This is a genomic window from Pseudomonas sp. HR96, from assembly GCF_034059295.1.
Taxonomy (GTDB): Bacteria; Pseudomonadota; Gammaproteobacteria; order Pseudomonadales; family Pseudomonadaceae; genus Aquipseudomonas.
Genome location: NZ_CP139141.1, coordinates 1767090 through 1780338 on the forward strand (window position 1 = coordinate 1767090; position 13249 = coordinate 1780338).

16 protein-coding genes are annotated in these 13249 nt (G+C 66.5%); 11 read left to right on the forward strand and 5 right to left on the reverse strand.

All coding sequences use genetic code 11. The annotated features are described in order from the left end of the window. Window positions 1–32: 32 nt before the first annotated feature. Window positions 33–347, reverse strand: coding sequence for an EscU/YscU/HrcU family type III secretion system export apparatus switch protein (locus tag SFA35_RS08310; RefSeq protein ID WP_320577143.1), 315 nt, complete (start codon window positions 345–347; stop codon window positions 33–35). Beyond that, the gene (locus SFA35_RS08315; protein ID WP_320577145.1) at window positions 344–1960 is read right to left on the reverse strand and encodes a flagellar hook-length control protein FliK; all 1617 of its coding nucleotides are present in this window, start codon (window positions 1958–1960) and stop codon (window positions 344–346) included. Before SFA35_RS08315 ends, SFA35_RS08310 begins: the two co-directional genes overlap by 4 nt. A 178-nt stretch (window positions 1961–2138) precedes the next feature. Between SFA35_RS08315 and ccmA the strand changes: the two genes are divergently transcribed. The 11 genes from ccmA (at window position 2139) to SFA35_RS08370 (ending at window position 10276) form a co-directional block, all read left to right on the forward strand. Next, the gene (ccmA, locus tag SFA35_RS08320) at window positions 2139–2765 is read left to right on the forward strand and encodes a cytochrome c biogenesis heme-transporting ATPase CcmA (protein ID WP_320577147.1); all 627 of its coding nucleotides are present in this window, start codon (window positions 2139–2141) and stop codon (window positions 2763–2765) included. Further along, entirely contained in the window at window positions 2762–3430 is a 669-nt protein-coding gene (gene ccmB / locus SFA35_RS08325) for a heme exporter protein CcmB (RefSeq protein ID WP_320577149.1), read from the forward strand. Before ccmA ends, ccmB begins: the two co-directional genes overlap by 4 nt. An 81-nt stretch (window positions 3431–3511) precedes the next feature. Beyond that, window positions 3512–4300, forward strand: coding sequence for a heme ABC transporter permease (locus tag SFA35_RS08330; RefSeq protein ID WP_320577151.1), 789 nt, complete (start codon window positions 3512–3514; stop codon window positions 4298–4300). Further along, window positions 4297–4473 (forward strand): heme exporter protein CcmD, encoded by a 177-nt coding sequence (gene ccmD / locus SFA35_RS08335; protein WP_320577154.1) that lies wholly within the window; start codon window positions 4297–4299, stop codon window positions 4471–4473. Before SFA35_RS08330 ends, ccmD begins: the two co-directional genes overlap by 4 nt. Further along, window positions 4470–4967 carry a cytochrome c maturation protein CcmE gene (ccmE, locus tag SFA35_RS08340; protein WP_320577157.1) on the forward strand — a complete coding sequence of 166 codons (498 nt, stop codon included), beginning with the start codon at window positions 4470–4472 and terminating at the stop codon, window positions 4965–4967. The genes ccmD and ccmE overlap by 4 nt, the downstream gene beginning before the upstream one ends. Before the next feature lie 11 nt (window positions 4968–4978). Continuing rightward, window positions 4979–6952, forward strand: a complete 1974-nt coding sequence (locus SFA35_RS08345) for a heme lyase CcmF/NrfE family subunit (RefSeq protein WP_320578910.1) — start codon at window positions 4979–4981, stop codon at window positions 6950–6952. After that, window positions 6949–7485 carry a DsbE family thiol:disulfide interchange protein gene (locus SFA35_RS08350; protein WP_320577159.1) on the forward strand — a complete coding sequence of 179 codons (537 nt, stop codon included), beginning with the start codon at window positions 6949–6951 and terminating at the stop codon, window positions 7483–7485. Before SFA35_RS08345 ends, SFA35_RS08350 begins: the two co-directional genes overlap by 4 nt. Beyond that, window positions 7482–7985, forward strand: a complete 504-nt coding sequence (locus SFA35_RS08355) for a cytochrome c-type biogenesis protein (RefSeq protein WP_320577163.1) — start codon at window positions 7482–7484, stop codon at window positions 7983–7985. Before SFA35_RS08350 ends, SFA35_RS08355 begins: the two co-directional genes overlap by 4 nt. Next, complete coding sequence (gene ccmI, locus SFA35_RS08360) at window positions 7978–9180, forward strand: c-type cytochrome biogenesis protein CcmI (protein ID WP_320577166.1); 1203 nt, start codon at window positions 7978–7980, stop codon at window positions 9178–9180. Before SFA35_RS08355 ends, ccmI begins: the two co-directional genes overlap by 8 nt. Window positions 9181–9205: 25 nt before the next feature. Then, complete coding sequence (locus tag SFA35_RS08365) at window positions 9206–9601, forward strand: hypothetical protein (RefSeq protein WP_320577168.1); 396 nt, start codon at window positions 9206–9208, stop codon at window positions 9599–9601. A gap of 54 nt (window positions 9602–9655) precedes the next feature. Then, window positions 9656–10276: a hypothetical protein gene (locus tag SFA35_RS08370; RefSeq protein WP_414058503.1), complete on the forward strand. Its 621-nt coding sequence runs from the start codon at window positions 9656–9658 to the stop codon at window positions 10274–10276. A 63-nt stretch (window positions 10277–10339) separates the two neighbouring features. Here the strand turns inward: SFA35_RS08370 and SFA35_RS08375 are convergent, their stop codons facing one another. The 3 genes from SFA35_RS08375 to SFA35_RS08385 form a co-directional block, all read right to left on the reverse strand. After that, window positions 10340–11341: a sulfate ABC transporter substrate-binding protein gene (locus SFA35_RS08375; protein ID WP_320577170.1), complete on the reverse strand. Its 1002-nt coding sequence runs from the start codon at window positions 11339–11341 to the stop codon at window positions 10340–10342. A gap of 98 nt (window positions 11342–11439) precedes the next feature. Further along, on the reverse strand, window positions 11440–12267 hold the full coding sequence (locus SFA35_RS08380) for an ion transporter (RefSeq protein WP_320577172.1): 828 nt from the start codon (window positions 12265–12267) through the stop codon (window positions 11440–11442). A gap of 30 nt (window positions 12268–12297) precedes the next feature. Next, window positions 12298–13185 carry an urea transporter gene (locus SFA35_RS08385; RefSeq protein WP_320577174.1) on the reverse strand — a complete coding sequence of 296 codons (888 nt, stop codon included), beginning with the start codon at window positions 13183–13185 and terminating at the stop codon, window positions 12298–12300. Window positions 13186–13249 lie beyond the last annotated feature (64 nt).

A 13249-nucleotide genomic window follows, 5' to 3' on the forward strand; every position in this document is an offset into this window, starting at 1 on the left:
AACCCCGAGAGGCCGCAAGGCCGGTTTGCCATTCAACGAGGCGTCACATCCTTCTCGATCCCAACCTGCGGCTCGACGAAGCCCTGGGGGAATTTGCCCTTCAGGCGCCAGGCGAAGGCGATGATCTCGGCGATGACCCGGTACAGCTCCTGGGGAATGCTGTCGCCCAGCTCCAGGCGAGCGAGCATTTTCACCAGCTCGGCGTTCTCGTAGATGGGCACTTCGTATTCGCGGGCAATGGCGAGGATGGCTTCGGCCAGCTCGGCGTCGCCCTTGGCGGTCAGGGTCGGGGCCTGGTGGCCGTCGTAGCTCAAGGCAATGGCCTGGCGAGGGGCGCGGTCGGTCATGCGGTTTCGTCCACCCAGCGTTGTTCGAGGCGAGTGCGCGGGCCGCGCGGGGGGATGCCCTGATGGCAGTTCAGCTCGCTGACGTTGAGGCCGCAGTCGAGCAGGCGGGCGCGCAGCGTGCCCAGTTGCGCGGCGATCAGCTGGGCGGTGCTCGGCTGTTCGGCCCACAGGTCGCTGGACACCACGCCGTGCAGCAGCTGTGCCTGAACCTGCAGCGGGCCCAGCGGGGCCAGGTCGAAGGCCAGTTCCAGGCGCCAGAGCTTGTGCTGGGTCTGCGCCGGCGCCGGGCGTTCGTTTTCCCGGCGCGGCGGCGCCTCGTCGTCGCGCAGGTCTTCGCGTTGCAGCTTGACCTGCAAGGGCACGATGTCCTGCAGGTTGCGCATGGGGATTTCCAGCTGCCAGGTGGTCTGCACGCGGCCCTGGGGGTTGATGCCGGTCTGTTCCAGGCTGGAAAGCTGATGACTCTGCAGGCGCGAGATGGCCGCGCTGGCCAGGCGCAGCAGGTGTTCGATGTCACCTTCGCCATCGCCTTCGGCGAGCAGTCGCTCGGGCAGCGGAAAGCCGACCGGCTCGGGCTTGGCGCCGACCTGGCCGAGCATGCCCAGGGCGTTGCGCACATAGCCCGGCAGCCCCTGGGCCAAGGCATTGACAGCGTTATTCGGTGCTGCCGGGTTGAAGCTGCTGGCCGCAGGCAGCAGTGGCGTCAGCTGGGCGATCAGGCGCAGCAGGCCGGTCTTCAGGTCGACCGGCTGGCTGGCAGCCTGGCCGGCGAGCAAGGCCGGCTCCATGAACACGCCGCTGCCCTGCAACGCCTGGGCGAGAGCTTTTGGATTGGCCATGTCGGGCAGCTCGGGCAGGCTGGCCAGTAGCGTTTGCAGGCTGTCCTGGACGTCGGCGGGCAGCACCATATCGGCCTGTTGCAGGGCGGCCAGGCCCGCCAGCATCGACGGCAGCGAGGCCTGGCGGCCTTGTTGCGCCGCCAGCTGCTGGGTCAGCGCCAGTTGATCGAGGCGCCCGCTGAGGGGCACGAACTGCAGCTGCTGGCTGCCCTGCACCTGGGCACTGAGCAGGCTGCCCAGGCGCAGCGGCTGCGGGCTGTCGAGGGTCAGCACGGCGCCGGCCTGGGCGCTGTTGAGCAGGCTGACCAGGGCTCGATAGACCGCCGGTTGGCCATTGGCCTGGGGCAACAGCTGGCTGGTCAGGACCTTGCCTTGCAGCAAGGTGCCGACCGGCAACTTGCTGGTGTCCAGTTGCACCAGGGCGCTGACCGCATCGCTGCGCGCCTGCTGCACGGTGACCGCCAGGGTGCTGCTGGTCGGCTGGCTGACGGTCAGCGCGGTACCGGGCAGCAGCGGCTGGGGGCTGCTGGTCTTGACCGTAGTCTGCTGGCCGCTGGCCAAGGTCACCTGCAGGAGCAATTCGAAGGCTTGACCGGCCTGCTTGAGGGTCAGCACCTGGGCCGGCGCGGTCTGGTCGCTGGGGACCACGGCTTCGGGTTGCAACAGCTGAAGCAGGTCGCCCGTGGCGGCGGCGTTGCGCGCAGCCGTGGCCAGCGCGGGGGGCACGGCCGCGGCGCCGGAGGGTGGCGAAAGGCTGGTTATTTCACTTGTCATTGACGGCAAACCTGTCGAAATGGCGTTCTCGGGCCAACGCCGAACGTCGGCGCCAAAGGCGCGAACGTCTGATTGCTGAAAAGTGACGCGTGGTTTGTATACAGATTCATGGCAGTATATCGGCCTGCGAACACCAGACTTGAATGACCCTTTTTTTACGCATCAAGGCAGTTTTTTTGTGATTGGTTCTGCACCCGCCGCCCTCCTTCAAGCCAACGCCCTGACCTGCGAGCGTGACGGCCGCCTGCTCTTCGAAAACCTTGACCTGTGTTTGTGCCCCGGTGACATGCTGCAGGTCAGTGGCCCCAACGGCAGCGGCAAGACCAGCCTGCTGCGCCTGCTCGCCGGCTTGATGGCGCCAGCCGCCGGCAGCGTCGACCGGCCCGCCGGCGAGGCCCAGGCGGGGCTGTTGTGGATCGGCCACGCCGCCGGCATCAAGGAGCTGCTGAGTGCCGAGGAAAACCTCGCCTGGCTGGCGGCGCTGCACCGCCCGGCCGCGCGCGCGGCGATCTGGCAGGCGCTGGCCGCCGTGGGCCTGCGCGGTTTCGAAGACGTTGCCTGCCATGCGCTTTCGGCCGGCCAGCAGCGGCGGGTGGCGCTGGCCCGGTTGTATCTGGACAGCGCGGCCTTGTGGATTCTCGACGAGCCGTTCACCGCCCTGGACAAGCAGGGCGTCGCCCAGCTCGAGGAGCACCTGGCGCGCCATTGCGAAAACGGCGGCGTGGTGGTGCTGACCACCCACCATAGCCTGGGCCTGATGCCGCCCGGTTATCGCGAGCTGGACCTGAGCGGGGCACGGCCATGAGCGTGTTTCTCCTGCTGTTGCGTCGCGAGGCCCTGCTGCTGGCCCGCCGCCCGGCCGAGCTGGCCAACCCCTTGGTGTTCTTCGCCATCGTCATCGCTTTGTTTCCCCTGGCCGTGGGCCCCGAGGCGCAGCTGCTGAGCACCTTGTCGCCGGGGTTGATCTGGGTTGCCGCGCTGCTCGCGGTGTTGCTGTCGCTGGACGGCCTGTTTCGCAGCGACTTCGAGGACGGCTCGCTGGAGCAACTGTTGCTGTCGCCGCATCCGCTGGCCTGGCTGGTGCTGGCCAAGGTGCTGGCGCACTGGACGTTTTCCGGCCTGGCGCTGGTCGTCGTCTCGCCCGTGCTGGCGGTCATGTTGGGCTTGCCAGCGGCGAGCATCCCGGTATTGTTGGCATCCCTGCTGTTGGGCACACCGGTACTGAGCCTGCTCGGTGCGGTCGGCGCGGCGCTGACAGTGGGGCTCAAGCGAGGCGGGCTGTTGCTCGCGCTACTGATCCTGCCTCTATACATTCCGGTCCTGATCCTCGGTAGCGGTGCCCTGCAGGCATCGCTACAAGGCCTGCCGACCACAGGTTACCTGCTCTGGCTGGGTAGCCTGACCGCGCTGGCGGTCACCCTGACACCCTTTGCTATCGCAGCCGGCCTGAAAATCAGCGTCGGCGAATAACCTGGACCGGCCGCACAGACGGCTCGCCAGAAACGGGATGTGCCTGATGAAAAGCAGCATTTTTATGAAAAGCAGTATTTTATGAAGAGCAGCACGTTCAACTGGACCTGGTTCCACAAGCTCGGCTCGCCCAAGTGGTTCTACGGCATCAGCGGTCGCCTGCTGCCCTGGCTGTCTGGTGCTGCAGCGCTGCTGATCGGCATCGGCGTGGTCTGGGGCCTGGCGTTCGCGCCGCCCGACTACCAGCAGGGCAACAGCTTTCGGATCATCTACATCCACGTGCCGGCGGCCATGCTTGCGCAGTCCTGCTACGTGATGATGGCGGTGGCCGGGGTGGTCGGCCTGGTGTGGAAAATGAAGATCGCCGACGTCGCCATCCAGTGCGCCGCCCCGGTCGGTGCCTGGATGACTGCACTGGCACTGGCCACCGGAGCCATCTGGGGCAAGCCGACCTGGGGCGCCTGGTGGGTGTGGGATGCACGCCTGACCTCGATGCTGATCCTGCTGTTCCTGTATTTCGGCCTGATCGCCCTTGGCCAGGCCATCAGCAACCGCGACAGCGCGGCCAAGGCCTGCGCAGTGCTGGCCATCGTTGGGGTGATCAACATCCCGATCATCAAGTTCTCGGTGCAGTGGTGGAACACCCTGCACCAGGGCTCGACGTTCTCGTTCACCTCCAAGCCCGACATGCCGGCCGAGATGTGGCTGCCGCTGCTGTTCACCGTGCTCGGTTTCTATTGCTTCTTCGGTGCCGTGCTGCTGCTGCGCATGCGCCTGGAAGTGCTCAAGCGCGAAGCGCGCAGCAGCTGGGTCAAGGATGAAGTACGCCAGGCGCTGGGCCAGCCCCAGGTCAAGGAGGTGGCGCCATGACATTTGCTTCATTCGGCGATTTCCTGGCCATGGGACACCATGGCCTGTACGTCTGGTCGGCCTATGGGCTGGGCCTGTTCGTCGTTGCCTTGAACATCGCCAGCCCGCTGCTGGCCCGCCGCCGTTACCTGCAGGAAGAGGCGCGTCGTCTGCGCCGGGAGAAGTCGCTGTGAACCCGCTGCGCAAAAAACGCCTGATGATCATCCTCGGTCTGCTCGCCGGGGTCGCCGTTGCCGTGGGCCTGGCCTTGAGCGCCCTGCAACAGAACATCAACCTGTTCTATACCCCGAGCCAGATCGCCAGCGGCGAAGCACCGGCCGACACCCGTATCCGCGCCGGCGGCATGGTCGAGAAGGGCTCTTTGCAGCGCTCGACCGACTCGCTCGACGTGCGTTTCGTGGTCACCGACTTCAAGCATGAGGTCACCGTCACCTACCGTGGCATCCTTCCTGACCTGTTCCGCGAAGGGCAGGGCATCGTCGCCCTCGGCAAGGTCAACGCCGACGGCGTGGTGGTCGCCGATGAAGTGCTGGCCAAGCACGACGAGAAGTACATGCCGCCGGAGGTCACCAAGGCCCTCAAAGACAGCGGCAAGATGAGCGAGAGCGGCAAGACGAGCGACAGCACTGCCTTGCAGGGCGGCGAGCAGGTAGGGGCAGCGCGATGAACGCACAACTGCTGGTGCCCGAACTGGGCCATCTGGCGATGATTCTCGCCTTGTGTTTCGCCGTGTTCCAGGCCAGCGTGCCGCTGATCGGCGCCTGGCGCGGCGACCGCCTGTGGATGAGCCTGGCGCGCCCGGCCGCCTGGGGCCAGTTCGCCTTCCTGGTGTTCGCCTTCGCCAGCCTCACCTACGGCTTCATGAACGATAATTTCTCGGTCGCCTACATCGCCCAGAACTCCAACAGCGCCTTGCCCTGGTACTACAAGTTCAGCGCCGTGTGGGGCGCCCACGAGGGCTCGCTGCTGCTGTGGGCGCTGATCCTTGGCGGCTGGACCTTCGCCGTGTCAATCTTCTCGCGCCAGCTGCCGCAGGTGATGCTGGCCCGGGTGCTGGCGGTCATGGGCATGATCAGCACCGGCTTCCTGCTGTTTCTGATCCTCACCTCCAACCCCTTTGCCCGGGTGCTGCCGCAGATCCCGCTCAACGGTGCCGACCTCAACCCGCTGCTGCAGGACCCCGGCCTGATCATCCACCCGCCGATGCTGTACATGGGTTACGTCGGTTTCTCGGTGGCGTTTTCCTTCGCCATCGCCGCCTTGCTCGGCGGCAAGCTCGATGCCGCCTGGGCGCGCTGGAGCCGACCGTGGACTATCGTCGCCTGGAGCTTCCTGGGCTTTGGCATCACGCTCGGCTCGTGGTGGGCCTACTACGAGCTGGGCTGGGGTGGCTGGTGGTTCTGGGACCCGGTGGAGAACGCCTCATTCATGCCCTGGCTGGTGGGCACGGCGCTGATCCACTCGCTGGCGGTCACCGAAAAACGCGGCGTGTTCAAAAGCTGGACCGTGCTGCTGGCCATTGCCGCGTTCTCCCTGAGCCTGCTGGGGACCTTTCTGGTGCGCTCCGGTGTGCTGACCTCGGTGCATGCCTTTGCCTCGGACCCGGCCCGCGGGGTGTTCATCCTGATCTTCCTGCTGTGCGTGGTCGGCGGCTCGCTGACCTTGTTCGCCGTGCGCGCGCCGGTGGTCAAGAGCCACGTCGGCTTCAACCTGTGGTCGCGCGAAACCCTGCTGCTGGGCAACAACCTGGTGCTGGTGGTGGCCGCCTCGATGATCCTGCTGGGCACCCTCTACCCACTGGCCGTGGACGCCCTCAGTGGCGCCAAGCTGTCGGTCGGGCCGCCGTATTTCAACGCGCTGTTCGTGCCGCTGATGGGCCTGCTGATGCTGGTGATGGCGGTCGGCGTGCTGGTGCGGTGGAAGGACACGCCGGTGCAATGGCTGCGTGGCATGCTTACCCCGGTGTTGATCGGCAGCGCCGTGCTGGCGCCGATCGGTGGCCTGTTGCTCGACGATTTCGACTGGCCGGTGCTGACTGTATTTGCGCTGGCCGCCTGGGTGCTGCTGGCCGGCGCGCGCGACCTGCTCGACAAGACCCGGCACAAGGGCCTGCTGCGCGGCGCACGCGGCCTGACCCGCAGCTACTGGGGCATGCAGCTGGCGCACCTGGGCATTGCCGTTTGCGCCCTGGGCGTGGTGCTGTCGAGCAACAGCAGCGCCCAGCGCGACCTGCGCATGGCGCCGGGTGAGAGCGTCGATCTGGCCGGCTACCACTTCATCTTCCAGGGCGCGCAGCACGTGCAAGGCCCTAATTACACCGCCGATCGCGGCACCGTGCAGGTCTTGCGCGGGGACACCCAGGTCACCTTGCTGCATCCGGAAAAGCGCCTGTACACCGTGCAGCAGTCGATGATGACCGAAGCCGGCATCGACGGCGGCCTGACCCGCGACCTCTACGTGGCCCTGGGCGAGCCGCTGGACAACGGTGCCTGGGCAGTGCGCATCCACGTCAAGCCGTTCGTGCGCTGGATCTGGTTCGGCGGCCTGCTGACCGCGCTGGGCGGCGCCCTGGCGGCGCTCGACCGGCGCTATCGGGTCAAGGTACGCGCCAAAGTGCGCGATGTGTTGGGCATGACGGAGGCAGCGGCATGAAGCGCTGGATGTTGTTGGTGCCATTGGCACTGTTCCTGGTGCTGGCGGTGTTTCTCTACCGCGGGCTGTACCTGAACCCCACCGAATTGCCGTCGGCGATGATCGGCAAGCCGTTCCCCGAGTTCGCCCTGACCACCGTGCAGGGCGGCCAGCCGGCCACTCGTGCGACACTGCTGGGCAAGCCGGCGCTGGTCAACGTCTGGGGCACCTGGTGCGTGTCCTGCCGCGAAGAGCACCCGGTGCTCAACCGCCTGGCCGAGCAGGGCGTAGTCATCTACGGCATCAATTACAAGGACGACAACGCTGCGGCCCTGAAATGGTTGAGCGAATTCCACGATCCCTACCAGCAGAACATCAGCGACCCGGACGGCACCCTGGGCCTGAACCTCGGTGTGTACGGCGCGCCGGAGACCTTCCTGATCGATGCCAAGGGCGTGATCCGTGACAAGTACGTGGGCGTGATCGACGACAGTATCTGGCGCGACAAGGTCGCTCCCCGCTACCAGGCCCTGGTCGACGAGGCCCGGCCATGAAGCGCTGGCTGAGCGCTGCAGCGCTGACCCTGAGCCTGGCTGGCGTGGCCCAGGCCGCCATCGACACCTACCAGTTCGCCAACGACGCCGAGCGCGAACGCTTTGTCCAGTTGACCCAGCAGCTGCGCTGTCCCAAGTGCCAGAACCAGGACATCGCCGACTCCAACGCGCCGATCGCCGCCGACCTGCGCCGGGAGATCTTCCGCATGCTCGGCGAGGGCAGGAACAATCAGCAGATCATCGACTTCATGGTCGACCGCTACGGCGAATTCGTGCGCTACAAGCCGGCCTTGACCGCGCGCACCAGCCTGCTTTGGTTTGGCCCGGCCGGGCTGCTGCTGGCCGGCGTGGTGGTGATCGGCGTGCTGGTGCGCCGCCGCCGTGGCGCGCCCGCTGCCGCCACGGACGAGCTGGCGCCCGCCGAACGCGAACGCCTGGCGCAACTGCTTGCCCCTGGCACCCCCAACAGCACGCTGAACGAAAAGAGCACCCATGACTGATTTATGGCTTGGCGCAGGGCTGATGCTGCTGGTCGCCTTGAGTTTTTTGTTGATCCCCTTGTTGCGTGGCCGTCGTGGCCAGCTGGAGGAAGACCGCACCGCCCTGAATGTCGCGCTGTACCAGGAGCGCGTCGCCGAATTGAGCGCCCAGCAGGATGAAGGCGTACTCAGCGCCGCCCAGCTGCACAGCGGCCAGGCCGAGGCCGCTCGCGAATTGTTGAACGACACCGAAGGCGTCATGCCGGCTGGCACGACCAGGCTGGGCAAGGCCGTGCCCTTGCTGGCGGCGCTGTTGGTGCCGGTGTTGGCGCTGGGGCTGTACCTGCACTACGGCGCCAGTGACCAGGTCGAGCTGACCGAGGAATTCTCCCAGCCGCCGCGCTCCATGGAGGAGATGACGACGCGCCTGGAGCGCGCCGTGGCGGCGCAGCCGGACTCACCGCAAGGCCTGTACTTCCTGGGCCGCACCTACATGAACCAGAACCGCCCGGCCGATGCCGCGCGGTTGTTCGAACTCGCCGCCAAACTCGCCGGGCGCCAGCCCGAGCTGCTCGGGCAGTGGGCCCAGGCCTTGTACTTCGCTGGCAACAAGCAGTGGTCGACGCAGATCCAGGGTCTGGTCGACGAAGCCCTGCAGGCCGATCCGCGCGAGGCCACCAGCCTCGGCCTGCTGGGTATCGCCGCGTTCGAAGGGCAGCGCTGGCAGCAGGCGATCGATTACTGGCAGCGTCTGTTGGCCTTGCTGCCAGCCGACGACGCCTCGCGCGCGGCGCTTGCGGGCGGCATCGACAAGGCCCGCGCCAGCCTGCTGGCCGCCGGTGGTCAACCCACCGCTGCCGCGCCAGTGGCCCCACAGGCCACGCTCAAGGTACGGGTGCGGCTGGGCGCGGCGCTGGCGGGCAAGGTGCAGCCTGGTGACAGCGTGTTCGTCTTCGCCCGCGCGGTGTCCGGGCCGCCGATGCCGCTGGCGGTCAAGCGCCTGACCGTGGCGCAGTTGCCCCAGGAGGTCGTGCTGAGCGACAGCGATGCGATGATGCCGAACTTGAAACTGTCGAACTTCCCTGAAGTCCAACTGATGGCTCGCGTGTCCCGCGCCGGCCAGCCGACCCAGGGCGAGTGGGTGGCGCGTGGCCAGGCGGTGTCCAGCCGCAGCGACGCGGTGCAGTCCTTGACCATCGACAGCCCGGATCAATAAGCAACGATTTCAGTGAGAACCGCGAATGCCGGCCATTGCCCGTTTTACCCTGCTGACCCTGGTGCTGGGGCTGAGCGCCTGTGCGGTGCAACCGCAGCAGAGCGCGCCGCTGCCGCCGATCCAGACCTTGCCCTCGGGCACCCCGCCGCAGGGCACGCCAGGCCCGGTGACCCCGCCCAGCGCGCCGGTCAAGCCGATGCCCAGAACCTCCGCCAGCTTCGCGCCGCCGCCGGGTGGTGCCAGCCATTGGGACCCAAAGCTGGGCGTGTATGTGCTGGAAGATCAGCCTGACACCTTTTACCGCCAGCGCACCTATTACCATTGGAACGATGGCTGGGGCTGGTCGACCAGCCCGCAAGGGCCGTGGCAGGCGACCGACGCCACCGGCGTGCCACCGGGGCTGGGGCGTTTGCATCCCTGATTCTGTGGCGCTGTCAGCGCCCACCTGATAACCATGAAAAGGAACGCTCGCCCCATGAACAAGTACCTCGCTTCCTTCTGCAAGGGTTCGCTGCTGGCTTCGGCCCTGCTGCTGGCGATGACCCAGGCCCAGGCCGCCGACGACCAGCGGGTCGGTGTTCGTGGCGCCATCACTGCCGTCGACGGCGATACCCTCAAGGTCCACACCAACCGCGGCCAGGACCTGAGCATTGCGCTGGCCAAGGACCTCCAGGTGCGTGGTGTGACCCTGGCCAACATCGCCGACATCAAGCCGGGCAGCTACGTCGGCACCGCTGCCATCCCCCAGGCGGACGGCACCCTCAAGGCCCTCGAAGTCCACGTGTTTCCACCGGAACTGGCCGGTACCGGCGATGGCCACCGCGCCTTCGACCTGACCAGGGACAGCACCATGACCAACGGCAGCGTCGGCGACCTGGTCACCGCCAATGGCCGCACCATGACCGTCAACTACAAGGGCGGCGAGAAGAAAGTGGTGGTGCCGGACGACGTGCCGGTGGTCAACCTGGTGCCAGGCGACCGCAGCCTGCTCAAGCCGGGAGTGAAAGTGTTGTTGTTCGCGCAGAAGGCGGCGGACGGGTCGCTGAGCACCAAGGCGGTCTCGGCGGGTGAGAACGGCGTCACGCCGCCGATGTAACCGCTTGCAAAACTCGGGGTCTTCGCCCCCTCCCAAGCTCGACTCAGGAGGGGGTCGATACAGCTATTTGCCGGTATAGATCTGATCGAACACCCCGCCATCGGCGAAGTGGGTCTTCTGCACCGTGCGCCAGTCGCCGAAGGTCTTCTCGACCGAGAGAAAATCGACCTTGGGGAAGCGATCGGCGTACTTGGCCAGCACCGCCGGGTCGCGGGGGCGCAGGTAGTTGGCGGCGGCAATTTCCTGGCCTTCCGGCGACCACAGGTACTTGAGGTATTCCTCAGCGGCGGCGCGGCTGCCTTTCTTGTCCACCACCTTGTCGACCACGCTCACCGGCGGTTCGGCTTCGGCGGACACGCTGGGGTAGATCACTTCGAACTGGTCGCGGCCGAACTCGCGGGCGATCATCTCCGCTTCGTTCTCGAAGGTCACCAGCACGTCGCCGATCTGGTTGGTCATGAAAGTGGTGGTGGCGCCGCGACCGCCGGTGTCGAGCACCGGAACCTGCTTGAACAGCTTGCCGACGAAGGCCTTGGCCTGGTCCTCGCTGGCGCCGTGCCTGAGCTCGTAGCCCCATGCCGAGAGGTAGGTGTAGCGGCCGTTGCCCGAGGTCTTGGGGTTGGGCACGATCACCTGCACGCCGTCCTTGAGCAGGTCGGGCCAGTCTTTCAGGGCCTTGGGGTTGCCCTTGCGCACGATGAACACGGTGGCCGAGGTGAACGGCGCGCTGTTGTTGGGCAGGCGCGTGACCCAGTTGTCCGGCACCAGCTTGCCGTTGTCGGCGAGGGCGTTGATGTCGGTGGCCATGTTCATGGTGATGACGTCGGCGGGCAGGCCGTCGATCACCGAGCGGGCCTGCTTGCTCGAACCACCGAACGACATCTGCACGTTGATCGAATCGCCGTGCTCGGCCTGCCAGTGTTTCTGGAAGGCGGCGTTGTAGTCCTTGTAGAAGTCGCGCATCACGTCGTAGGAGACGTTGAGTAGCGGCGCGGTGGCCGCATGCGCCAGGCTGGCGAGGCCGATACTGGCAGCGAGCAACGAGGCGCTCAGAAGTTTTTTCACTGTGAATTCCCTTGGGTGTTTTCGATGTTATCAGGGTATTGGCGCTGCGCATTATGCCAGCGCGGCGTTGCGCTTCGATCGAACGAAACGTGCTGTGCTTATTCCCGTTTGGCGAACAGGCTGCTGCCACAGCGCGAGCAGAATGCCGCGTTCGGTTCGTGGTGGTCCTTTTTGCATGAGGGGCAGGCATGCACCAACTCGTCGCCACGCATGGCGTTGGCCAGCTCGGCGGTGAAGATGCCGGTGGGCACGGCGATGATCGAGTAGCCGGTGATCATCACCAGCGATGAGAGTATCTGCCCCAGCGCGGTGGTCGGCACGATGTCGCCAAAGCCCACGGTGGTCAGGGTGACGATGGCCCAGTAGATGCCCTTGGGGATGCTGGTGAAGCCGTGCTCGGGGCCTTCGATAACGTACATCAGGGTGCCAAACAGGGTTACCAGGGTCGACACGCTGAGCAGGAACACGATGATCTTCTGCCGGCTGCCGCGCAGCGCCGCCAGCAGGTAGTTGGCCTGCATCAGGTAGGGGCTGAGCTTGAGGATCCGGAACACCCGCAGCATGCGCACCATGCGCACCACCATCAGGTACTGCGCGTCGCTGTAGAAGATGGCGATGATGCCGGGCACGATCGACAGCAGGTCGATCAGCCCATAGAAACTGAAGGCATAGCGCAGCGGTTTCGGCGAGCAGTACAGGCGCACCAGGTACTCCACGGCGAAGATGAAGGTGAAACCCCATTCGATCCAGGCGAACAGCCCGGCGTACTGCCGGTGCACCGTCTCGACGCTGTCGAGCATGACCACCAGCAGGCTGGCGAGGATGATCACCAGCAAGGCCTTGTCGAAGCGCCGGCCGGCGCGGGTGTCGCTCTGGAACACGACGATGTAGACGCGTTCGCGCAGGCTCGGGGATGGCTGGTTCATGGTGGCTCGGTCGGCGGCAAAGCGCAGAGCCTAGGAGCTTTGGCCATCCGTTTGCAAGGGCAGGTGGTTGCGCGCCGCCTCGCGCAGCACCCGCTCGCCGGCCTTGACCAGCCAGCAGGCGAGAATGAACGGCGCGGTCAGGCCCGGCAGCGGCAGTATGGAGAAGCCTGGCTCCAGCAGCACCGCCAGCCCGATCGCCAAGGCTGGACGCAGCCGCCCGCTGCTGAAGGCCAGGCCCGCCAGTGCCGGGTTGAAGCCATACAGGCCGGTGCCTGCCGGCTGGCCCTGGAGCAGCGCAAAGCCCAGCCCGCAGGCCGAACCGAGCAGCGCCCAGGCGGCTGCACGGCGGTCAGCCAGCAGCAGGCCAAGGACGATCAGCAGCCCGGCCAGGGGTTTGCCGAGCACGAAGATCTCGCCGATACCGACCAGCCAGGCTTGCCACAACGGCAGGTTGGGCGGCGCGGCGCCCGCTGGCGCGGAATCATTCAGTTGCAAGATCGCCCAGGCGAGCAGCACGAAGGGCGCGGTGTAGGCGGGCAGGCAGCTGGGCCGGGTGCAGCGGCGCAGCCACTGTTCGACCAGGATGGCACTGAGGCCGCTGCTGGCCAGGATCAGCAACGGCAGCAGCGCCGACCAGGCCATCTGGCTGCACAGCAGCACGCCGATCAGCACGCCGTTGTAGCTGTACAGGCCGGCCTGGCGTTGAACTCGGGGGTAGTCGCGGCGTTGTGCGGTGAGCAGGCCGCCGAGGGCACCCAGCAGAGCGCCGCCGACCCATTGCGGCTCGGTCAGCAGGATGGCCAGCAGGCAGCACAGGCCGCACAGCGGGTTGCGCTGCAAGATGACCTGGGAAAAGCCGTTGAGCAGGGCGGTGGCCCAGTCAGGGCAGAAGGATTCGGGGGGAGTGAAGGGGCGCAAGATTCTTTGTCTCGCAGTTGTTGTCAGGGTGTGGCGTTGTCGGCAAACGCTCGGGGGCTCTGCC

What these genes read in the sequence shown, in the direction of transcription:
- SFA35_RS08380 (WP_320577172.1), bottom strand. Translation starts at nt 12,267, where the DNA reads ATGAACCAGCCATCCCCGAGCCTGCGCGAACGCGTCTACATCGTCGTG.
- SFA35_RS08315 (WP_320577145.1), bottom strand. Translation starts at nt 1,960, where the DNA reads ATGACAAGTGAAATAACCAGCCTTTCGCCACCCTCCGGCGCCGCGGCC.
- ccmI (WP_320577166.1), top strand. Translation starts at nt 7,978, where the DNA reads ATGACTGATTTATGGCTTGGCGCAGGGCTGATGCTGCTGGTCGCCTTG.
- ccmD (WP_320577154.1), top strand. Translation starts at nt 4,297, where the DNA reads ATGACATTTGCTTCATTCGGCGATTTCCTGGCCATGGGACACCATGGC.
- SFA35_RS08310 (WP_320577143.1), bottom strand. Translation starts at nt 347, where the DNA reads ATGACCGACCGCGCCCCTCGCCAGGCCATTGCCTTGAGCTACGACGGC.
- SFA35_RS08365 (WP_320577168.1), top strand. Translation starts at nt 9,206, where the DNA reads ATGCCGGCCATTGCCCGTTTTACCCTGCTGACCCTGGTGCTGGGGCTG.
- ccmB (WP_320577149.1), top strand. Translation starts at nt 2,762, where the DNA reads ATGAGCGTGTTTCTCCTGCTGTTGCGTCGCGAGGCCCTGCTGCTGGCC.
- SFA35_RS08355 (WP_320577163.1), top strand. Translation starts at nt 7,482, where the DNA reads ATGAAGCGCTGGCTGAGCGCTGCAGCGCTGACCCTGAGCCTGGCTGGC.
- SFA35_RS08370 (WP_414058503.1), top strand. Translation starts at nt 9,656, where the DNA reads ATGAACAAGTACCTCGCTTCCTTCTGCAAGGGTTCGCTGCTGGCTTCG.
- SFA35_RS08350 (WP_320577159.1), top strand. Translation starts at nt 6,949, where the DNA reads ATGAAGCGCTGGATGTTGTTGGTGCCATTGGCACTGTTCCTGGTGCTG.
- SFA35_RS08330 (WP_320577151.1), top strand. Translation starts at nt 3,512, where the DNA reads ATGAAGAGCAGCACGTTCAACTGGACCTGGTTCCACAAGCTCGGCTCG.